The 22,500-nt window shown below is 38.7% G+C and carries 13 protein-coding genes, 1 tRNA gene, 2 rRNA genes and 2 pseudogenes (1 of these 18 cut by a window edge); 6 read left to right on the plus strand and 12 right to left on the minus strand.

Annotated elements, in window-relative coordinates; all coding sequences use genetic code 11:
• Positions 1 to 446 precede the first annotated feature (446 nt).
• The 3 genes from BAR153v2_RS05495 to BAR153v2_RS05505 all read left to right on the plus strand — a co-directional run bounded on the left by BAR153v2_RS05495 (position 447) and on the right by BAR153v2_RS05505 (position 3,678).
• Positions 447 to 839 carry a Fur family transcriptional regulator gene (locus tag BAR153v2_RS05495; RefSeq protein ID WP_078680644.1) on the plus strand — a complete coding sequence of 131 codons (393 nt, stop codon included), beginning with the start codon at positions 447 to 449 and terminating at the stop codon, positions 837 to 839.
• 162 nt (positions 840 to 1,001) lie between these two features.
• A complete protein-coding gene (locus BAR153v2_RS05500; protein WP_078680645.1) occupies positions 1,002 to 2,090 on the plus strand; it encodes an HlyD family secretion protein in 1,089 nt (362 codons plus the stop codon).
• A gap of 64 nt (positions 2,091 to 2,154) precedes the next feature.
• Positions 2,155 to 3,678, plus strand: coding sequence for a DHA2 family efflux MFS transporter permease subunit (locus tag BAR153v2_RS05505; protein ID WP_078680646.1), 1,524 nt, complete (start codon positions 2,155 to 2,157; stop codon positions 3,676 to 3,678).
• Positions 3,679 to 4,260: 582 nt separating this feature from the next.
• On the opposite strand, the gene BAR153v2_RS05510 is transcribed toward BAR153v2_RS05505, so the two are convergent.
• The 7 genes and pseudogenes from BAR153v2_RS05510 to groES all read right to left on the minus strand — a co-directional run bounded on the left by BAR153v2_RS05510 (position 4,261) and on the right by groES (position 12,010).
• The gene (locus BAR153v2_RS05510; RefSeq protein ID WP_078680647.1) at positions 4,261 to 4,845 is read right to left on the minus strand and encodes a GNAT family N-acetyltransferase; all 585 of its coding nucleotides are present in this window, start codon (positions 4,843 to 4,845) and stop codon (positions 4,261 to 4,263) included.
• Between the two features lie 74 nt (positions 4,846 to 4,919).
• Positions 4,920 to 6,053: a type III PLP-dependent enzyme gene (locus tag BAR153v2_RS05515; protein WP_078680648.1), complete on the minus strand. Its 1,134-nt coding sequence runs from the start codon at positions 6,051 to 6,053 to the stop codon at positions 4,920 to 4,922.
• Between the two features lie 627 nt (positions 6,054 to 6,680).
• Complete coding sequence (locus BAR153v2_RS05520) at positions 6,681 to 7,598, minus strand: rhodanese-related sulfurtransferase (RefSeq protein ID WP_078680649.1); 918 nt, start codon at positions 7,596 to 7,598, stop codon at positions 6,681 to 6,683.
• 494 nt (positions 7,599 to 8,092) lie between these two features.
• Positions 8,093 to 8,922: pseudogene (locus BAR153v2_RS05525) on the minus strand (ferredoxin--NADP reductase).
• 527 nt (positions 8,923 to 9,449) lie between these two features.
• Positions 9,450 to 9,782 (minus strand): annotated as a pseudogene (locus BAR153v2_RS05530) (zinc ribbon domain-containing protein YjdM); the annotation flags it as partial.
• 222 nt (positions 9,783 to 10,004) lie between these two features.
• Positions 10,005 to 11,657: a chaperonin GroEL gene (gene groL, locus BAR153v2_RS05535; protein ID WP_078680650.1), complete on the minus strand. Its 1,653-nt coding sequence runs from the start codon at positions 11,655 to 11,657 to the stop codon at positions 10,005 to 10,007.
• A gap of 56 nt (positions 11,658 to 11,713) precedes the next feature.
• On the minus strand, positions 11,714 to 12,010 hold the full coding sequence (groES, locus tag BAR153v2_RS05540) for a co-chaperone GroES (protein WP_078680651.1): 297 nt from the start codon (positions 12,008 to 12,010) through the stop codon (positions 11,714 to 11,716).
• Between the two features lie 232 nt (positions 12,011 to 12,242).
• On the opposite strand from groES, the gene fumC reads away from it, so the two are divergent.
• Positions 12,243 to 13,631: a class II fumarate hydratase gene (gene fumC, locus BAR153v2_RS05545; protein WP_078680652.1), complete on the plus strand. Its 1,389-nt coding sequence runs from the start codon at positions 12,243 to 12,245 to the stop codon at positions 13,629 to 13,631.
• Positions 13,632 to 13,661: 30 nt separating this feature from the next.
• Here the strand turns inward: fumC and BAR153v2_RS05550 are convergent, their stop codons facing one another.
• A complete protein-coding gene (locus BAR153v2_RS05550) occupies positions 13,662 to 15,290 on the minus strand; it encodes an alpha-D-glucose phosphate-specific phosphoglucomutase (protein WP_078680653.1) in 1,629 nt (542 codons plus the stop codon).
• A 186-nt stretch (positions 15,291 to 15,476) separates the two neighbouring features.
• Here BAR153v2_RS05550 and BAR153v2_RS05555 point away from each other — a divergent pair, with 186 nt between their 5' ends.
• A complete protein-coding gene (locus BAR153v2_RS05555) occupies positions 15,477 to 16,001 on the plus strand; it encodes a peroxiredoxin (RefSeq protein ID WP_078680654.1) in 525 nt (174 codons plus the stop codon).
• 85 nt (positions 16,002 to 16,086) lie between these two features.
• On the opposite strand, the gene hisS is transcribed toward BAR153v2_RS05555, so the two are convergent.
• On the minus strand, positions 16,087 to 17,583 hold the full coding sequence (gene hisS, locus BAR153v2_RS05560) for a histidine--tRNA ligase (protein ID WP_078680655.1): 1,497 nt from the start codon (positions 17,581 to 17,583) through the stop codon (positions 16,087 to 16,089).
• A gap of 1,240 nt (positions 17,584 to 18,823) precedes the next feature.
• Here hisS and BAR153v2_RS05565 point away from each other — a divergent pair.
• Entirely contained in the window at positions 18,824 to 19,915 is a 1,092-nt protein-coding gene (locus tag BAR153v2_RS05565) for a DUF3792 domain-containing protein (protein WP_078680643.1), read from the plus strand.
• A gap of 385 nt (positions 19,916 to 20,300) precedes the next feature.
• Here BAR153v2_RS05565 and BAR153v2_RS05570 read toward each other — a convergent pair.
• The 3 genes from BAR153v2_RS05570 to BAR153v2_RS05580 all read right to left on the minus strand — a co-directional run.
• Positions 20,301 to 20,377, minus strand: a tRNA-Met gene (locus BAR153v2_RS05570).
• Positions 20,378 to 20,464: 87 nt separating this feature from the next.
• Positions 20,465 to 20,579 (minus strand): 5S ribosomal RNA (gene rrf, locus BAR153v2_RS05575).
• 87 nt (positions 20,580 to 20,666) lie between these two features.
• A 23S ribosomal RNA gene (locus tag BAR153v2_RS05580) occupies positions 20,667 to 22,500 on the minus strand; it runs 980 nt beyond the window's last position.

Consider the following 22,500-nt stretch of genomic DNA (forward strand, 5'->3'; position numbering starts at 1 on the left):
ATGCCGCCCACATTTCTCTTTCTTCTTTCTTCTCTTGTCAAAGAACCAACAGAATATTCTCTGTTCAAACGTAAAAAAACCATATACCCAAAGGTGCAAAAAGAAAATCTTATGATAATACAAATTGCTGTGTATATGGCTTAAAAAATAGCAGAAAACAAAAACAGCGCATAAAACAGCTGATAAATGCCCCTGTCACGTGAAGATATATAAAACTCTTCTCACGGAAGAGTCAACATAATTTTTGAGTTTTAAAAAATATAATGCTCAATCTCTAAAAAAACAGGGTAATTTTATGAAAAAATAAAGAAAATAGAAAGAGTTTGTATCATAATCATCATTGCACAAATACCTCACACATTTTATATTTCTTATATTTCATTCCGTAATATGCTAAACATGCTCATAACAAGTTTAAATATGCTCATAATCAATTTAAGGTGTAAATGTCATCTAAACTTACACGTAACCAAATATTAGTGCTTAATGTTTTAAAAAATGAAAAAAAACCTTTAAGTGCTTATGCAATTCTAGATCGTTTGCGTGAAGAAGGCTTCCGTGCTCCTTTACAGGTTTATCGTGCATTAGAAGGATTAGTTCAATTAAAATGCATACACCGACTTGAAAGTGTAAATGCTTTTATGGTTTGTTCACATCCAGAGAATTGTCACCATGAATTAACGATTTTTACTATTTGCAACAAATGTGGCCAAGTGAACGAGATACAAGAACAAACCATTGCATATGATATTAAGCAAATAACACAAAAAATTGGTTTCCAAGCGCATAAAAGCACTATAGAAGTAAAAGGTACCTGTAAAGAATGTATTATAAAATAACATTTTTACACTTGTAAATTTTCATATCAAGTATAGTATGTGGTTACCTTAATATCGTTTGGAAAGCTTTTCTCACTCTGCTATGTGCGTAATGTACTTATTACCATTTGATGTAAATGTGCGAGTGTATTTATTATAGATTGAACTGAAAGTAATAAATCTATGTCTACATCATTTTTTTTAAATAATACTCTCAGAAAAATAAAACACAAGAAGCTCATTAATATTCTTCTTATTATTTTTGCGCTTCTTATAATTTGGTTTAGCTATAAATGGTTGGCGCACTGGCGTTATATGCTTACAACTGACGATGCTTATGTACAAGGCGACATCGCTGCTATTGCACCAAAATTAAGCGGATACATTGAAGAACTTTCTGTCAAGGCCAATCAAGCTGTCAAAAAAGGCGACATCCTCTTTCGTTTAGACAGTGGTGATTATCAAATCGCCTTAGAACAAACAAAAGCTCATCTCGATACACAACAAAAAATCCTTATGCGTATTGATGCACAAATTGTGGCAGCCCACAGTGCTTTAGATGATGCGCAAGCACAAAAAGTGGCGGCCTCAGCTGTAGCAACCAATGCGCAACTCACCTTACAACGCATCACAGAACTTAAAACTGATCGTTATGTTTCCCAATCTAATGTTGATAATGCCAAATCATCCTACGAACAAGCTATTGCCAATGTTACGCGGACAGATGCACAAATAGCTGCAGCACGTGCTAATATTCAAGTATTAGAAGCACAACGGCATGAAGTAGAAAGCCAAACAAAAAGTCTTGAACTCACACGTGACCAAGCAAAGCGCAATCTTGATTCAACTATTTTACGTGCTCCATTTGATGGAATCATTGGAAATTTAACAGCAAAAAAGGGAGATTTTGTTGTTAATGGTCAACGTCTTGCAGCATTAGTTCCCATCCACTCACTTTACATCGAAGCAAATTATAAAGAGACACAATTGCAAAATATTCAGAGTGGGCAAACTGCTTACATCTCTGTCGATGCCTTCAAAAAAGATGTGTTTGAAGGTAAAGTGCTTTCTATTTCGCCCGCGACAGGAGCTGTTTTTTCTCTCTTGCCATCACAAAACGCTACTGGGAATTTCACAAAAATTACTCAACGCATTCCTATTCGGATTTCTATTCCTGAGTATGCGTTAAAAAGTGGAAGAATCAAGGCCGGAATGAGTGTTACCGTAACAGTTGACACACGGGCCAAGACACACAATCAAGATCTTTATTAAATGATCCTATCATGAAAAATCCCATACCTCCTGTATCTCCCCTGATTATAAAGAAAGCATAGGAATGCGTAAAATTATAGTTTTCATTGCTATGACTTTTGGTATGTTCATGGCTATTTTAGATATTCAAATTGTTTCCTCATCTTTAGCAGAAATTCAAGCCGGTTTATCAGCCAGTGCTGATGAAATTTCATGGGTTCAAACTGCTTATCTTATTGCTGAAGTTATCATGTTGCCTCTTTCGGGTTTTTTAGCGCGTTTGTTATCAACACGGGTTTTCTTCAGTCTATCAGCAGCTGGTTTTACCATTACATCTATTCTTTGTGCTACAGCAACATCTATTGAGCAGATGACCTTTTATCGTGCACTCCAAGGCTTTATTGGCGGAGGTATTATTCCCAGTGTTTTTGTTGCTTCCTATACACTTTTCCCTCCCTCTAAACAGTCAATAGTTTCGCCTATCGTTGGTCTAGTTGCAACATTAGCACCTACGATTGGTCCAACAGTAGGAGGATATCTTTGTCACGTCTTATCGTGGCATTGGCTTTTTCTTATTAATGTACCCTTTGGAATTATTATCTCAATTTTAACTTGGAAATTAATTGATTTTGATAAAGCGGAGCCATCCCTAATAACTAAGTTTGACTGGTGGGGTCTTCTCTCCATGGCAACCTTCTTAGGATCATTAGAATATATTTTAGAAGAAGGTGCACGTCACGATTGGTTAAAGGATCAGCTGATTTTTAATCTTTTCATTATTATGATCTTAGCAGCTAGTGTATTCTTTTGGCGAGCTTTCACTATTGAAGAACCAATTGTTGATCTCACAGCTTTTTCTAATCGAAATTTTTCGATTGCAGCAATTTTCTCCTTTATGCTTGGAATAGGGCTTTATGGTCTTACTTATCTTTATCCTGTCTATTTAAGCCAAATACGCCATTATGATGCTCTTATGATTGGAAAAACGCTATTTATTTCAGGTTTAGCTATGTTTTTGACCGCTCCTATAGCTGGATTTCTTTCAGCACGTATTGATCCACGCCTTATGATCGCTATAGGACTAATCACCTTTGCATGGGGAACCTGGCTAGCCACTGCCGTTACCGACAACTGGGATTTTTGGGAACTCTTTTGGCCTCAAATTTTTCGTGGGTCCTCTATTATGCTCTGTATGGTTCCCATTAATAACATTGCCTTTGGGTCATTACCACCAGAGCGAATGAAAAATGCCTCTGGGCTTTTTAATTTAACACGCAATCTCGGTGGTGCAGTAGGGCTTGCTATTATCGGTACTGTTATGATGCAACGCTCTGATCTCCATTACCAACGAATAGCTGAAACTGTTCAAGCGGGAAATATCCAAGCAACTGAAATGCTTGAAAAGCTCACTATGTATTTCCATTCTTATACGTTTGATCCACATGCCCTCGCCTTATTACAACTTTTTGGTATAGCTCTTACACAAGCAACAGTCATGGCTTTTAGCGATATTTTCTTTATGATGACTACTCTTTTTAGCATTTTAACCTTCTTAAGCGTTTTTCTTAAAAAAATACCACCATCTGCTGATATTCCTTCAAGCCATTAAGCTTCATGTTATAAAAACGATAGGTATTTATGGTACTAAGTGTATCAACAAAAGAGTTTAATCATATCGCTAAATATCGATGATCTTACTTATTGAGCAAATAATTTTTGATTGAAATTTGTGATAGTACTAGGATTTGAACAGTATCAAAGTTATTCAAAATACCCAAGTGTGTAATACATGGGACTTCGAGATTCATAGTAAATTAATGATTAGCAATAACTGGATTGCTGACCTTATTTATTTCTGTGTCGTAAGAATCGTGAGAATCTGCAATTCGTTCATCTATGAGAATTTATCATTAAAATAATGAATCTTCTTGGCTGAGATAAAGCGGTTCAAGCACCATTATTGTAAATGAAGTTAAGAATAACGGAAGCATTCATTTTTGATGAATTCAGAAAATTCTGTTTCTGATACAGAAAATAATTTAAAGAGCAGAACTTAGATTTCTTAGCTAACGAAAAGAGTTTTTAATAAAGAGAATATTTTTAAATAGCTTCATCTAATAATAAATGAAAAATGGAAAAGCACCCTCAGCGTTATTGCTAACAAACAAGTAAAATGAAATGCTCTAAAATCTTAAGCTACTTTATAATGCTGATTACAGTTTAAATCCTGGAAGTCCCCACTTGAAACTAAAACACCATGACACTCAATAAGATATTGAGGTATCAATTCTAAAGCTTGAAAACGGTCTTTTTCATAAGTTCCAGGCATAGTGAAATTTTCTGTTAAATGGCTTGAAAAACCAAAACGCTGATAAAACTCAGAGTCTCCCACCAGAAAAATGGCACCATGACCTAATTTTTTTGCTGTTTCAATTGCATGCCGCATTAAAACTGACCCGATTCCTATACCAGAATATTCAGCTGCAACAGCTAAAGGTCCTAAAAGCAAAGCAGCTTGTGTCTCATTTTGCCCTTTGTGGAAAGTAACATTCCAAAGACGCACACTTCCTACGAGCTCATCAAGAAAATTTTTAATAATAAAGGAAAGGCCAAAAGCTGGAGACCGACCACAACGTAAAATTTCTGATGATTTACGCTTACGTTCTTTTCCCATTACCAAATCGAGAAGTTTCTCCCGATGAGGACCATCAGCTTCTTGCTCGGACATAAGCGTAAAGCATGCACCATTTTTTGCTTGAAAACGAATTTTTTTCATCTCTGTCACCCGTTAAACCGCATCTTAACCACCCCATTAGGCAAAAATAGAGAGACCCCTTGTGTATAAAACTCTTAAATTACATACGATCTTAAAGGCTCAAAGCCATTAAATGCAACAGATGCATAAGTTGTCGTATAAGCACCGGTTCCATGAATCAATAACTCATCACCTATTGTTAGAGAAAGAGGAAGCAAATAAGGCGTTTTCTCATACATAATATCTGCCGAATCACATGTAGGACCAGCTAAAATACACGGTTCCATTGCTTTATCATCATAAGCTGTTTCAATAGGATAGCGAATAGCTTCATCCATAGTTTCGGTCAAACCATTAAATTTGCCCACATCAAGATAAACCCAACGGACATTATCACTCGTTGCTTTTTTAGAGATAAGAACGACCTCTGTGCGAATAACGCCGGCATTACCTACCATCGCACGCCCTGGCTCAATAATTGTTTCAGGAATACGATTACCAAAATATTTTTTCAATGAATCAAAAATGGCCATACCATAAGTTTGCACTGTCGGAATATCCTTCAAATAACGCGTCGGAAAACCGCCCCCCATATTCACTAATTGTAACTGGATACCTTCTTGTTCCAAAGATCTAAAAACAAAAGCTGTATCCGATAAAGCACGATCCCATGCATTTAGATCTGTCTGCTGAGAACCTACATGAAAGGAAACACCACATGCCTGCAAGCCTAAGTGATGTGCATAGCGTAAAACATCAACAGCCATAGAAGGAACGCAGCCAAACTTTTGCGATAATGGCCACTCAGCTCCTTCTCCATCAGTAAGAACTCGGCAAAAAACACGAGCTCCCGGCGCAGCACAAGCAACTTTTTCTACTTCCTCAAAACAATCAACGGCGTAAAGTGAAACGCCAAATGCATACGCACGTGCAATATCACGCTCTTTCTTAATGGTATTACCAAAAGAAATACGATCAGCAGTAGCGCCTGCTTCTAAAGCCATTTCAATTTCTGCTATGGAAGCAGCATCAAAAGACGATCCTAAAGAAACAAGCAAACGCAAAATCTCAGGCGCTGGATTTGCTTTGATTGCATAAAAAATTCGTGACTGTGGAAGAGCTTTTTCAAAATTTAAATAATTTTCATGAACAACATCAAGATCAACAACCAAACATGGACCTTCAGAACGGTGTGTTGCAAGAAAATCGCGAATACGTTGCGTTGCCATTTGCATTTCTCCCTAGGAACAAGATGCCCCTACTTTACACCAATAAGCAGCAAAGGCTGCCAGCAGCAAAAAACAAAAGACATACACCGTCTCTCTCACCTGAATAAAAAGCAACCAGGAAGAGATCAGCATTGCATGCCACGAACAAACAGCGCGAAAACCGCGTTGCTTTACGTTGTCTGCCTTTTTGATTGGAGTTGAGAAACCAATTCCGCACTGAAGGCAATGAGGTGTGCCTCTATAGTTATCTCAGCATTTGAACAGCTGGAAGACACCAGAAAGGCCCGCACCGTCGTTGCTTCAAGATGTCCTCATCCTTTCGATTGGTCGTAAGAATGACTGGAGCGGTTAGTTCCAGGTACCGTACCGGTTTATCTCACCATTTGAGAACCAGCGGACACCCACAGGCACGTGCGACTTTGGGCAACATTGCGTATAAAGCCAATTTTTATTCATTTCAATCATTTTTTTTAATTTTAAAACTTTTTTAATTTTTAATCAAAAAATGATGTAAAAAAGAAACATGCAATCCATATACAAGAACAAGCTTATGCTCTTAATTATTAGAGAATGTTCAGTCTCAAAATATTCTTTTTTTAAAAAGTTGCATAAACAAAAAGAAGACCTTTATTGTTCACAATAAGGATAAGTTGCACGTAATTTTAGCAACTGAAATTGTCTATGACGTTCCCGAAAGCGTTGTCTATCACTTTCATCCCGCGTATTATAACAAGCATCACAAGAGACACCTTCTTCATAATGAGAAGATAGCTTATCTTCAGCGCTAAGAGAAGAACGACAGGCGCGACACAATTCGCGTCCACATTCTTCGAGACCATGCCCTACAGAAACGCGCTCGTCAAAAACGAAACACTCTCCCTGCCACAAGCTTTTTTCCTTTGGAATAGTTTCCAAATATTTGAGGATACCTCCTTTTAAGTGATAAACTTGATCATAACCAAGGCTACGTACATAAGCCGTTGATTTTTCACACCGAATACCTCCTGTACAAAACATGGCAATTTTCTTTTTCTTTTTCAAATCACTTTCGTGCTTCATAATCCATTCAGGAAATTCACGAAATGTTTTAATACAGGGATCAATTGCTCCTTGAAAACTCCCAAGCGCATATTCATAATCATTACGTGTATCGATTAAAAGTGTTTCTTCATCTTGAATAAGGGCATTCCAATCTTCAGGCTCTACATAAGTTCCAACAACTTTTAACGGGTTAACATCTTCAACCCCCATTGTTACAATTTCTTTTTTTAGCCGCACCTTTAAACGATGAAAAGGCATTTTTGAAGCCCATGAATATTTAATCTCGGGCATTTGAAATGTAGGCTCTGCAGTAATAAAATTTATTAACTTTTCAATTGCACTGCAAGAACCAGCAACAGTGCCATTGATCCCCTCTTTTGCTAAAAGAAGAGTTCCCTTAATGCCATTTATCTGACATAAATTCAGCAAAGGTTTTTGCAATTGACTATAATGTTTCAAATCTGCAAAGCAATAAAGAGCAGCAACTTTAAATTTCTTTTCCATAATATCGACATAACGTGGGTTTTATTTAATTTCAAGAACTATTCGTTCTCTTCTTACATATTGTTTTGTTCTTTGCTTATATACACAGAATATCTTTTTATGAAGAAAAAATACCATGATCAAAGGATAATTTATACTATCACAATGCGTCATCACGCCTCATTTATTATGATTATACATCAAGGCAATAATTTCCCTCTGCATATACTCATATCAAATAAGTAAGATATTACAAATTATGCATACTTTTATGTATACCTTAATTTTAGCCAAAGTTGCTGAGAACTCACCTTTCTTCAAATCCTAAATTATCTTTTGTTCAAATATAATTTTTCTTATAGAAAGCCATATGTAATAAATCTTATCACCCTCTGTATTTATCTAACGAATAGAGTTTACAGAGATCGGTTATTGAAATGCTTTCTCAAATAAATCAGAATAGAAAAATTTACAAATTAATAAGCAACTTTCATACTGTAAAACAAATTGCTTTCTTACCCCACAAAAGCACGTTCCAAAACATAAGTCGCTGGGGCATTATTGGCTCCTTCAACAAGACCAAAGGTTTCACATAACCTAGCACAATCCTTCAACATTGCCATTGAACCACAAATCATAACACGGTCTTCCGTGGGATTGATTTTTGGCAACCCAGTTCTTTCGAAAAAAGCACCGCTTTCCATAACAGTCGTAATACGTCCCATATACTCTGAAGATTCACGGGTAGTCATGGGATAAAATTTCAACTGTTTTACATATTCACCAACTAATGGATCATGCTGTAAGGAAGCAACAAGATCTTTCGCATATGTCAATTCATTACACTCACGCGTTGTTTGAATAAGCACCACCTGGGAAAATTTTTCATATGTTTCAGGGTCACGAATAAGACTTGCAAAAGGAGCAACACCTGTCCCTGTTGAAAGAAGATAAAGACGCTTCCCAGGGATAAGAGCATCAAGCACTAAAGTTCCAGTCGATTTTTTACGCATTAAAACTGTATCACCAATTTTAATTTTTTGAAGGTGTTCTGTTAATGGCCCCCTGGAACTTTGATCGAAAAAAACTCAAGCTGTTCATCCCAATATGGACTTGCAATCGAATAAGCGCGATAAATTGGCTTTTCTGCATTTGGCAAACCAATCATAACAAATTCGCCTGAACGAAAACGAAAACTTTCCGGACGATTAAGGCGAAATTTAAATAAATTATCCGTATAATGATAAACTTCTTGAACAGTAAGCGCAAATACATTTTCAGGAATTGGAAAATTTAAAGCAATATTGCTGACATCTGATTGAACATTGATTGCTGATGCGCTCATAAATTCTTCCTTATATTTTGATGCAACATTGAAGCATAAATTTTATAAATAGTATAATTCTTGCATAATCATCTACTTATATTTCTTTAGAACAAAAACTATTAATTAAATATTTTATACTGAATTTGGAATAGATGTGTATTATACCATGAATACAAAAGAGAAAAAATGGGATAACTAACGATAAGGTCAAGTGTAGCAGCACGAACTATAGTCTCATAAAATCCTGATAGAAGATATTTTTCTCTTATATGGCTTAAATTCTTAACCAATTGGATCCAAAACACAATAATATTTTTTGATTATTATTGTGCTCTATCCCCTTTTATGACTCTGTTCATGAACTTTTGACGTTAACAATATATTTTTTCAAAAACGCTTATGAAATACATAAAGAATAAAAAGAAAAATATTTCTTTCTATAATAAAAATAGAAAGTATGAATTTTATACTTTTTGCAAAGTAAAATGAGTATTTTGATGATTTTTTCTCCCTCTTCTTTTTATTATTGAGAGGAAGATTCATTATTATAGAATGATAATTTTAGGATTAAACTTTTTTACAAATTCTGACTTTAAAGTCATCTGACTAATTCCAGGTATTTGCAATCAATATTATGTTTCCCTCTACTAAACGAATATTCTTAACCTTTGTACCATTTTTTTTTAAACAGATGAAGAAACCTTTACTTAAAGATCTTTAATGACCATCACGCTATCACCATTTGCTAAGAGCTGACCATTAGCATCATAAATTTCAAAAGAGATAGGAAGCTCTTCATTATTGTTTTGAAGGCACTCATGCGCACATTCAAGACAAATAAAATGACCATTTTCTACATAAGCATAAAGACCATCACACTAAGGACACTAAGGCAATTGAGTCATACAGCTCGCCTTTGTCCAAGAAAAATTATTTATCGTAAATCATGCGTACAATAAGACAAAAAAAAAGACCTATTGAACATAAGATATACTTAAATGAAAAAAATTTGTTAGCTGATTTAATAATGAAATCAAAGAAAAAACATAAAAAACGGACCTACTGGCCCGTTTCTCTTTTATCTTTGGCTTATAGGCAGCTTAGAAATCCATTCCGCCCATTCCGCCCATTCCGCCCATTCCGCCACCGCCCATTGGAGGCATCGGTGTATCTTTCTTTGGAAGTTCAGCAACCATCGCTTCTGTTGTGATGAGAAGGCTTGCGATTGATGCAGCATTCTGTAAAGCAGAGCGAACAACTTTTACTGGATCAACAATTCCCAAAGCAATTAAGTCACCAAATTGTCCTGTTGCAGTGTTGTAACCAAACGTATCTGAATTATTTTCCAATACCTTGCCAACAATAATTGCCGCTTCTTCACCTGCATTCATCGCGATCTGACGTGCTGGCGCTTGCAAAGCACGACGTACAATGTGGATACCAGCCTCTTGATCAGGATTCTTTCCTTTGACAGTCAACGCATTTGCAGCACGCAAGAGAGCAGTTCCACCACCAGCAACAATACCTTCTTCTACAGCTGCTCGTGTCGCATTCAAGGCATCATCAACGCGATCTTTCTTTTCTTTCACTTCAACTTCTGTTGCACCACCAACACGAATAACGGCAACACCACCAGCAAGTTTTGCGAGTCTTTCTTGCAGTTTTTCACGATCATAATCAGAAGTTGTTTCTTCAATCTGCGCCTTAATTTGGTTAACACGTGCAGTAATTTCAGCCTTGCGTCCAGCACCATCAATAATGGTTGTGTTTTCTTTAGTGATGTTAACTTTCTTTGCACGTCCAAGCATATCTAAGGTAACATTTTCAAGCTTAATACCAACATCTTCAGAAATAACCTGACCCGATGTTAAGATAGCAATATCTTCTAACATCGCTTTACGGCGATCACCAAATCCTGGAGCTTTAACAGCAGCGATTTTCAAACCACCACGCAGTTTATTAACCACGAGGGTTGCCAAAGCCTCACCTTCCACGTCTTCTGCGATAATAAGCAGAGGTTTACCCGATTGCACAACTGCTTCAAGAACAGGAAGCAAAGATTGCAAATTAGACAATTTCTTTTCATGAATAAGGATATAAGGATCATCAAGATCAGCGACCATTTTTTCAGCATTTGTCACAAAGTAAGGAGACAAATAGCCACGGTCAAACTGCATACCTTCAACAACTTCTAACTCAGTTTCAGCTGTTTTTGCTTCTTCCACAGTGATGACGCCTTCATTGCCTACTTTTTCCATAGCATCAGCAATCATTTTTCCAATTTCAACGGCACCATTTGCAGAAATCGTTCCAACTTGTGCAATTTCTGCTGAAGTTTGAATTTTTTTCGCTTTTTTGAAAAGGTTCTCAACGACTTCTTCAACAGCAGCATCAATTCCACGCTTGAGATCCATTGGGTTCATCCCAGCAGCAACAGCTTTTATACCTTCTTGTACAATCGCTTGCCCTAAAACAGTAGCCGTTGTTGTTCCATCACCTGCAATGTCGTTGGTTTTCGAAGCCACTTCACGCAACATTTGTGCGCCCATATTTTCGAACTTATCTTCTAATTCAATTTCCTTTGCAACGGATACACCATCTTTCGTGATACGAGGCGCACCAAATGATTTATCAATCACCACATTGCGTCCTTTAGGGCCGAGCGTTACCTTAACAGCATTAGCAAGGATATCAACACCGCGCAATAAGCGCTCACGCGCTTCACGGCCAAATTTGACTTCTTTAGCAGCCATCTAATTTCTCCTTGGAGTTGTCTTAAATAATCAAACAAAATAATTGAGAAATTGGATTAACCCAAAATTCCCATAATATCAGACTCTTTCATGATTAAGAGGTCTTCACCATTAATCTTGACTTCAGTGCCAGACCATTTCCCAAACAAGACGCGGTCTCCTGCTTTCACTTCTAGAGGAACGCGCTTTCCATTATCATCGAGAGCACCATTTCCAACCGCAATAATTTCACCCTCTTGAGGTTTTTCCTTCGCTGTATCAGGGATGATAATCCCACCAGCTGTTTTATTTTCAGATTCAACCCGACGAACAACGACACGATCGTGAAGTGGGCGGAATTTTATATTAGCCATGTTTTATATCCTTAAAACTTAATATAATTGAATTAATCTTAAGTTCCTGTTAGCACTCTCTTGTGACGAGTGCTAACAATAACGTGAATATAAACATGGCATATTTTCATGTCAAGGGTTCCTATTAAAATTAACCTGAACCTTTTCATGATCTTCTGTGTAAAATTTTGGCACTTATTTTTTTGATTAATTTATAGTATAAAAAAATTTAAATGAATTATTAGGAATCGTCATGCTTAAAACTCGTCAAGAAACCGATAGCTTTGGAACAATCACCGTACGCAATGATCGTTATTGGGGTGCACAAACTGAACGTTCTCTTCATCACTTTAATATAGGCGTAGAAAAGCAACCTTTGACCCTGATTTATGCCTTAAGTCTTGTTAAAAAAGCTGCAGCCCTCGTTAATATGGAAAAAGGAAAACTTCCACAAAATATCGGGCAAATGATTATTACTGCGGTCGATGAGATTCTTGCAGGAAAATTCGATGCCCATTTTCCTCTTTCTGTTTGGCAAACAGGTTCCGGCACACAAAGCAATATGAATGTCAATGAAGTCATTGCCAACCATGCTAACGTACTTTTGGGAGGGACTCTTGGAAACAAAAAACCGGTTCACCCGAATGATCACGTAAATATGAGCCAATCCTCAAACGATTCCTTTCCTACAGCCTTACATATTGCTACCACACTGCAAACACGCCAACATCTTTTACCAGCTCTTGATGCCCTTATTGGAAGCCTACAGAAAAAAGAAAAAGAATTTTCCGACATCATCAAAATCGGACGAACCCATACTCAAGATGCAACGCCTCTCACATTAGGGCAAGAATTTTCAGGCTATCGCGCCGCTCTAGAAGCCAATCGCACACGAATTGAAACAGCACTCACTGATGTTCAAATGCTTGCTCAAGGAGGAACAGCCGTCGGAACAGGTCTTAATGCCCCATCAGGCTTTGATGACGCATTTGCCAAAACAATAAGTACCCTCACAGGAATTACTTTCAAAACCGCTCATAATAAATTTGAAGCGCTTGCTCATCACGGAGCTCTTACACATTTTCATGGTAGCCTCAATGCTTTAGCAGCTGACCTTTTCAAAATTGCCAATGACATTCGTTTCTTAGGATCGGGCCCACGTTCAGGGCTAGGTGAATTGAGCCTTCCGGAAAACGAACCAGGTTCTTCTATCATGCCAGGAAAGGTCAATCCAACACAGTGTGAAGCTCTGACCATGGTCGCTTGTCAAGTATTTGGCAACCATAGCAGTATCACATTTGCCGCTAGCCAGGGGCATTTTGAACTGAATGTCTATAAGCCGGTCATTGGATATAATGTGCTGCAATCAATCAATCTTTTAGGAGATTGTATGCGCTCTTTCGATACATATTGTATCCAAGGATTACAAGCAAATAGAGAACATATTCACGCTTTGATGGAACGCTCTCTCATGTTGGTTACTGCTCTTGCTCCCCAAATTGGGTATGAAAAAGCAGCTGAAATTGCTAAAACAGCCTATAAAAATGGCACAAATCTTCGTGAAGAAGCTTTAAAAGCAGGTGTTTCTGCCGCTGATTATGATCGACTTGTTGATCCTCAAAAGATGATCCAGCCACAATAAGAGAAGAATTATTGCCAAAGGAGAAAGCGTTTATGTAATAATATCCGGTTGTTCGCGTCCTAAATGATGTTTGATTTTTAACACCTCAAAAGCGGCTTTCTTTAAAGGTTGAAGAATTTTTTGCGGGTCTTGATTGTGCTTACAGCGATCAGCCTCATACTGTTCAAGATAAAGACGAACAAGCGCTCCCGTTGTTCCCGTCCCAGAAAGACGAACCACTAAACGTGCTCCATGATCAAAAAAAATACGGATCCCTTGCCGTACACTCACACTATGATCAATGGGATCATGATAAACAAAATCATCAGCTTTCTCGACCGTTAATCCAGCCACTTTTGTTCCTGGCTCTGGTAAGCATTCGGATAATTGTTCTACCATTGCAAAAGCTTTGTGGGCTTCTATCTCTTCATAATCATACCGTGAAAAATAAAAGCGTCCGTAGGTATACCAATGTTGTTGAGCAATTTGTGCCACGGTTTTTTTTGTAACAGCAAGAAGATTCAGCCAAAATAAAACAGCCCATAATCCATCTTTTTCACGCACATGATCTGATCCTGTACCAAAACTTTCTTCCCCACAAAAAGTTATTTTTCCAGCATCTAGAAGTGTTCCGAAAAATTTCCACCCTGTTGAGGTTTCAAACAAATTCAATCCTTTTTTCTTTGCAACGCAATCCACAGCACGCCCGGTTGGCATAGAGCGTGCAACTCCTACAAGACCTTGTCGATATCCTTTAATTAAAGAAGCATGATCAACCATAATCGCAAGAGAATCAGAAGGATTGATAAATTGTTGACGACCAATAATGAGATTACGATCCCCATCACCATCAGAGGCAGCTCCCAAATCCGGTCCTTGCTCAGACATTAATAAATCATATAAATCCTTAGCGTGAACCAAATTCGGATCTGGATGTTTGCCACCAAAATCTGGTAAAGGCACCTCATGAACTACTGTTCCTTCAGGAAATCCTAAGCATTTTTCAAAAATTTCTTGTGCATAAGGGCCTGTCACAGCATGCATTGCATCAAATCGGAAAGTTAATCCCTCAGAAACCGCTTGAGCAATACACTCAAAATCAAAAATTTCCTGCATCAACGCGCTATAATCAGCAACAGGATCTATAACATCAACCTGCATAGATCCGACAAATACCGTTCCTTGCCTATCTAAGTCGATCTCTGAAGCATCGATAATTTTATAAAAAGACAAATGTTGTGATGCAGCAAAAATAGCATTACACAAAGAAGTAGGTGCTGGCCCTCCCTGAGAAATATTATATTTTATCCCGCAATCACCCTGTTCTCCACCAGGATTATGACTTGCCGAGAGAATAATACCGCCATGGGCATGATACTTGCGAATAAGATGCGAAACAGCAGGTGTGGATAAAATCCCTCCTTTACCGACTTTAATACATCCAACACCATTAGCAGCAGCCATTTTCAATACGGTCTGAATAAGCTTGCGATTCAAATAGCGCCCATCTCCTCCCAAAATGAGCAATTTTCCCTTAAGAGGTCCCACAGTGTTAAAAATAGATTGAATAAAATTTTCAGCATAATGAGGCTGTTGAAAAGTCGATACCTTTTTCCGCAAACCAGATGTCCCCAGCTGTTGATCTTTAAAAGCTGTCGTCGGAATAATATTCATCATCATTATGACGCCTGCAAAGCATTATTATTTAATTTGAACATGAACACTCTCTTAAAATTGATCATTAATTTCTCTTGACGTAAATATAAAATACCTGCAAATTAAAGGGACTATAGGACCTCCTTAAATGTAAAACAAAATTAAGATTTTCGGAGATATTCTTCTTATATAAAGCACAGGACTGCAATCATGTTTAGAAAAAAAGTTCCCAATGTTATCTTCCACACACGTGTTCGTGATGAATCAATCAGTGGTGATAATCCTTATCGGTGGCAAGATGTCAACAGCGATACTTATTTCAAAGGGAAAAGGGTTATTCTTTTCTCTCTACCTGGGGCCTTTACACCCACCTGCTCAACTTTTCAACTTCCTGATTTTGAAAAACTCTATGATGAATTTAAAAAAGTAGGGATTGATGAAATTTATTGTATTTCTGTAAATGATGCTTTTGTTATGAATGCATGGGGAAAAAATCAAGGCATTAAAAATGTGAAACTCATTCCTGATGGATCAGGTGAATTTACACGGAGAATGGGAATGTTGGTTGCCAAAGATAACGTTGGTTTTGGCATGCGGTCATGGCGCTATGCTGCTGTCATTCAAGATGGGGTGATTGAACAATGGTTTGAAGAGGCAGGTGCATCAGACAATTGTGCCACAGATCCTTATGAAGTCTCCTCACCGCAAAATATTTTAAAGGTTCTACAAGGATAATTGTAGTAGTTATTTTCCTCTCTGATTTTTTCTCCCTTCCTTTATTGATATACATAAGGAAGGGATTTTTGAGGTTCTTGAACTCCTAAAAATTCTGTGATTTTTGAGTAATGAGAATATTTTGAACCGTTTGAACTAATTGATCCTCATCAACAGTCACTTGTGCTGGGCGACTCTCACGCCATGTCTGATTATCTTTAATTTCATGGGATAAACGCGCTCCTTCGATCAAATCTTTGATCTGAACCTTTCCCTCTTGACGTTCTTGTCCTCCCTGAATAACTACGCAAGGCGCATGACGTCGGTCAGCATATTTCATCTGTGCTTTAATTCCTGATGCCCCTAAATATAATTCAGATCGAATACCTGCTTGGCGCAAACGCATCACCATTTTTTGATAACGCACAAGAGCTTCTGGTTCTTTATCCATCATTAAAACCACAACGGGACCTATCGTTTCCTTCACAGGAAGTTTGCCAAGATTTTGCAAAGCAGATATCAAACGCGAAACACCAATAGAAAAACCCGTTGCTGGAACATTTTCCCCACGAAAGCGAGCAACTAACCCATCATAACGTCCTCCTCCACCAACAGATCCAAACACAACTTTTTGCCCATCATCATTAAAAATATCAAAAAGCAGTGCAGCTTCAAAAACAGGTCCTGTATAATATTCTAATCCTCGCACAACTGATGGATCAATTTTGATACATTGCTGATAGCCATTTTCAGAAAAAATCGCGTGCATTTCTTCAAGCTCACAGATCCCTTCAAACCCTTGAGCACTATGTCCAACCATCTTTTTCAGATTACTAATTGTTTCCTCAGCCGTTTCAGCACTAACAGCCATCAAAGCAAGAATACACTCAATTTCCTTTTTCTTGAGTCCCGCTCCTTTGGTAAAATCACCACTTTCATCCAAACGCCCCTCTCCCAAAAGCAAGCGAACCCCTTCTGAACCAAATTTATCGAGCTTATCAATAGCTCTTAGAACAGTTAAACGTCTTCCCTCCTGTTCCTTGCCGCCGAGGCCAACCAGCTCTAAAACGCCATCCAAGATCTTCCGATTATTCAGACGAATAACATAATCTTTCTGCTGAATACCTAATTTTTCTAAACTATCCGCTGCTATCATGCAGATTTCCGCATCAGCCAACACCGTTGGCGCCCCAACGATATCGGCGTCAAATTGCATAAATTGTCGAAAACGTCCTGGTCCCGGCTTCTCATTTCGAAAAACAACCCCATAACGATAGCTCCGATAGGGCTTAGGTAAAGTTTCAAAATTCTCGGAAAAATAACGAGCTAGCGGCGCTGTCAAATCATAGCGTAAAGACATCCATTGCTCATCATCATCTTGCAAAGAAAAAACACCTGCATTTGGTCGATCTGAATCGGGCAAGAATTTACCAAGAACATCCGTATATTCGAAAATCGGTGTTTCCAATGCTTCAAAACCGTAAAGTTCATAAACTTCACGAATTTGAGCAATCATTGTTTCAATAGCATATAATTGTGCACCTGTGCGGTCAATAAAACCACGGGGTAAACGGGCTTTTGTTCTTTCTTGTGTCATAGCCATTGTTTTTCTCTAGCGGCAATGTGTGTTTATAGATCATTGTGTCTACCTTATCATAACAAACGCTGCAATGGCTTTATATAATTGCTGTTATACACCACCAAAATATCACCTATAATGATACCATTGTTTTGTCAGATATGCTATCAAGGAGAGCTAAAATCAATATACGTTTCAGAATAAACAACTGTATCTGATAAAATCTTTTCCTCCCGCTTTTTAAATCATTATCTTAAAACCTCCTCCAATTCCTCTCATACAAAAACTAAAATTTTCAACAGTTATCCAGAACAAAGATCGAGATATAAATGCAAACATTAATCCCATAACTTTCAAAAGAAAGAATATTCCCATATTGCTTGAGCTTAGCAATATGAGTGGGAGACTATAAAGATAGATAATTTTTCTAAAAGAAGCTCATCACCAACCAAAAAACCATTGTTGGATAAACAGAAACAGGATTGACAAGTGAATTAAGAACAACTCCAACCATTTGATTTGTAATAGTTAAACCTTTTTTCGTTTTTAAATAACCTAATCAAAATTGAATATATCTAAACAGTGTGGTCTTTTTCTCTTACATTTGTATATATACTAGCAAGCACGAAATTATTGGTCATAAAATCAATATAATTCAACAAGACATCTAAAAAATCGAAACTCAAAACAGTGAAAACATAGGATAAGCATTTTTTATTCTATTGAACAAATAAACTTAGCATGATTATGAACAGACCCCAATAAGGCATTTTGTTATCTATATTTGCATGATTCTCACTGTATTATTCTCTTTTTTTGAGCTGTTCTGAGTAAAGTTTTAAGATTTTTTTCCAGCTAAGATTTTTAAGAATAGCTTATTTATACTTTCAATCACTCTATAATTTTTTGACCTTTGTTTTAGTTTTTTGGCTATTTTTATAGTGTTTTATTATTTTGTATTTAAGGAGATGATTTTCTGTTTTTCTTTTTTGCTTAGAGTTTGATGGTTATGATAGGATTGTGTAAAGATTTTATCTGTACGGGCTATTATAAACTAGCGGCTTCAGAATGGTTTTGAGAAGCATAAGCAATTTTATTATTGCTTTTTGATAGTTTTGTTTTTTCTTTTATTGTGCAGAGGGATGAGGCTTAATGATGGCTATTGATTGAGCATTTTTATTTATTTTACTCTTTTTGATTTTTTTTGGAACTAGATTTGGTTTGGATCATTTTAAGATCAAGAATTATTGAAGGAGAGAGAGACATGGAAACGCGGATCCCAACGAAGCATCCCTTAGAGAGACATTTTACAGGCGAATTTTCTTTAGAGACAGAGAGTTGTCACTATAATCCGTCTGCTTTATCTTGGTCCTCGATATTTGCTGGCCTCCTAACGCTTTTAGCAACGTCGGTCTGTTTTTCCTTTTTGCTAGCCGCCTTAGGTTTTAGCCAAATGAGTTTTGCGTCCCCCTTTTCATTAGAAAATAGTTTTCTTTCTGTTAGAGTGAGTTCGATCCTTATATTTTGTCTAAGCTTCAGCCTTGGAGGGTATATAGCTGGTCGTTTTGCCAGTCACTCAGGAGCGCTTCATGGTTTTTTGACCTGGGCTCTTTTTATGCTTTTGGTAGCAATCCAAAGTACAGTTTTACTGTCTGGAGCAGTTCATTTAGGAGCGAAGACTGTTTCAGGAGTTGCCAGTGCGACGGGACAAGCGATCAGTGGTTTTGGTTCGGAAGGTGGGAAACTTGTCTCCCTTACGGAGGGGAAGAATTTTGAGGGTTTTTTCAACGATAAAAATAATGCTCTGTTTGATTTTAACAAACTCAGCAATGACTTACAGGCACTTTTAAATAAAAGCGATATTCCAGCCCTCAATCCGGACAATCTCTATAATGCTTATAGAGAATCAGTCAAAGATCTACGTTCTACCATCACATCTTTTAAGAATGATCCTTCTAACTATCGTCTTTTGGTTAAACAGCTTGGCGAACGTCTTTCGGATCGTGTTAACAAGCTCAATAACCAAATTGATCGTCGTGATGTCATCCATCACTTGACCAACGATGGTCTGTCACAAGCTGAAGCAGAAAAGACTGCAGAGCGTGCGATTGATATTTATCAAACAGCGAACAAGAAGACTAAAGAGGCTATTCAATCCCTGAACAAACAAGTAGAGGCTCTCCCTCATAATGTTGATAAAGTAGCCAAAAACGGTCTTGAGCTTGCCAATAAAGCTATTGACACGGCTTCTAAGATTGGGTTGTGGAGTTTTTTTGCTAGCCTTCTTGGTGCTTTAATTGCGAGCATTTTTGGACATTATGGTCATAAGAGACGTTGTCATTCTTACAGATTTTAAAGACTTAGATTTTGAGACAAAAGATATTTGTCAGCATGTAAGCGCTTTCCAGAGGAAGACAAATTTTACAAAAGCTGTACCGCGTGTGCAGCTTTTTTATTAAAGATCTTTTTTATTTGAAGCATCCTGGATATTTTTTTGCTCCCTGTCGTATTATTTTTTCAAGTCGCATTATTTTTTCAAGATCCGGCAAGATCCGGCAAGTTAACCTATAAGGAACAGAGGAGAATGGGCTATCTTCCCGTTTTTTATTATTTTCCAAGCGATAACGATACGAAGAGGCAGATGGAAGCTATACGCAGAGACAGCAGTTTTTGTTTTTGTGTTTTTTAGCTATTAATCTCTTGTTGCGTTTATTTTTAGGGTTATTTTGTGCACGGCAGATTGGTTGCGGGGGCAGGATTTGAACCTGCGGCCTTCAGGTTATGAGCCTGACGAGCTACCGGGCTGCTCCACCCCGCGTCATTAAAGAATTGTCGCAACAAGAATACGACGATTTATAGATATTTTTTGAAGAGTGTTGAAGAATTATTTCTATGCGCTTAGCAGACCTGGCAGCGACTTACTCTCCCGTGCCTTAAGACAAAGTACCATCAGCGCTGGAACGTTTCACGGCCGAGTTCGGGATGGGATCGGGTGCAGGCGCTCCGCCATAACCACCAAGTCAGCGAAGAGCATAGAAAGAAAGAGAAATTGTCTAATATGATGTTATAATTTGTTTTATTATTTAGAATGAATAGAGGGAATGAGAACGATCAAGCCTATCGAACGATTAGTATCAGTAAGCTTCATATGTTACCACACTTCCACACCTGACCTATCAACGTGGTGGTCTACCACGGTTCTCAGGGAATACTCGTTTTCAGGTGGGTTTCCCGCTTAGATGCCTTCAGCGGTTATCCCGTCCGTATATAGCTACCCTGCTATGCGGCTGGCGCCACAACAGGTCCACCAGAGATACGTCCATCCCGGTCCTCTCGTACTAGGGACAGATCCTGTCAATATTCCTACACCCACGGCAGATAGGGACCGAACTGTCTCACGACGTTCTGAACCCAACTCACGTACCGCTTTAAATGGCGAACAGCCATACCCTTGGGACCTGCTCCAGCCCCAGGATGCGATGAGTCGACATCGAGGTGCCAAACAACCCCGTCGATATGGACTCTTGGGGGTCATCAGCCTGTTATCCCCGGCGTACCTTTTATTCGTTGAGCGATGGCCCTTCCACACGGGACCACCGGATCACTATGACCGTCTTTCGACTCTGCTCGACTTGTCAGTCTCACAGTCAGGCAGGCTTATGCCATTGCACTCAACAAACGATTTCCGACCGTTCTGAGCCTACCATCGCGCGCCTCCGTTACTCTTTAGGAGGCGACCGCCCCAGTCAAACTACCCACCATACACTGTCCTGGATCCGGATAACGGACCGCAGTTAGACATCTATGTCGATAAGGGTGGTATTTCAAGGACGACTCCACAAAGGCTTGCGCCCCTGCTTCAAAGTCTACCACCTATCCTACACATATCGCCACAAATGCCAGTGTAAAGCTATAGTAAAGGTGCACGGGGTCTTTCCGTCTAACCGCAGGAACCCCGCATCTTCACGGGGAATTCAATTTCACTGAGTCTACGTTGGAGACAGCGGGGAAGTCGTTACGCCATTCGTGCAGGTCGGAACTTACCCGACAAGGAATTTCGCTACCTTAGGACCGTTATAGTTACGGCCGCCGTTTACTGGGGCTTCAATTCAATGCTTGCACATCTCCTCTTAACCTTCCAGCACCGGGCAGGCGTCAGACCCTATACATCGTCTTGCGACTTCGCAGAGCCCTGTGTTTTTGGTAAACAGTCGCTACCCCCTGGTCTGTGCCACCCTTTAACGGTTGCCCGCTAAAGGGTCACGCTTCTTCCGAAGTTACGCGTGCAATTTGCCGAGTTCCTTCAACGTAGTTCTCTCAAGCGCCTTAGTATTCTCTACCTGTCCACCTGTGTCGGTTTCGGGTACGGTCTATAAGTGGGAGCTATTTCCTGGAATTGCTTCACTGCAAGATCAATCCAATAAGACCTCACAATTTACGCAATCCGTCACTTCCCACAGGTCCACGAATATTAACGTGGTTCCCATCGACTACGCCTTTCGGCCTCGCCTTAGGGGCCGACTCACCCTGCTCAGATTAACTTTAAGCAGGAACCCTTGGACTTTCGGCGAGGGAGTCTCTCACTCCCTTTATCGTTACTCATGTCAGCATTCTCACTTCCGATACCTCCAGGAGCTCTCACGAGTCTCCCTTCACAGGCTTACGGAACGCTCCGCTACCACTTACTCATAAGAGTAAATCCACAGCTTCGGTGTATGGCTTGAGCCCCGTTACATTTTCGGCGCAAAGACCCTTATTTAGACCAGTGAGCTGTTACGCTTTCTTTAAATGATGGCTGCTTCTAAGCCAACATCCTGGTTGTTTTGGGATCCTCACATCCTTTCCCACTTAGCCATAACTTGGGGACCTTAGATGGTGGTTAGGGTTGTTGCCCTTTCCACGACGGACGTTAGCACCCGCCGTGTGTCTGCCAGTTATTTC

The sequence above is a fragment of the Bartonella sp. AR 15-3 genome, assembly GCF_002022445.1.
GTDB lineage: Bacteria > Pseudomonadota > Alphaproteobacteria > Rhizobiales > Rhizobiaceae > Bartonella.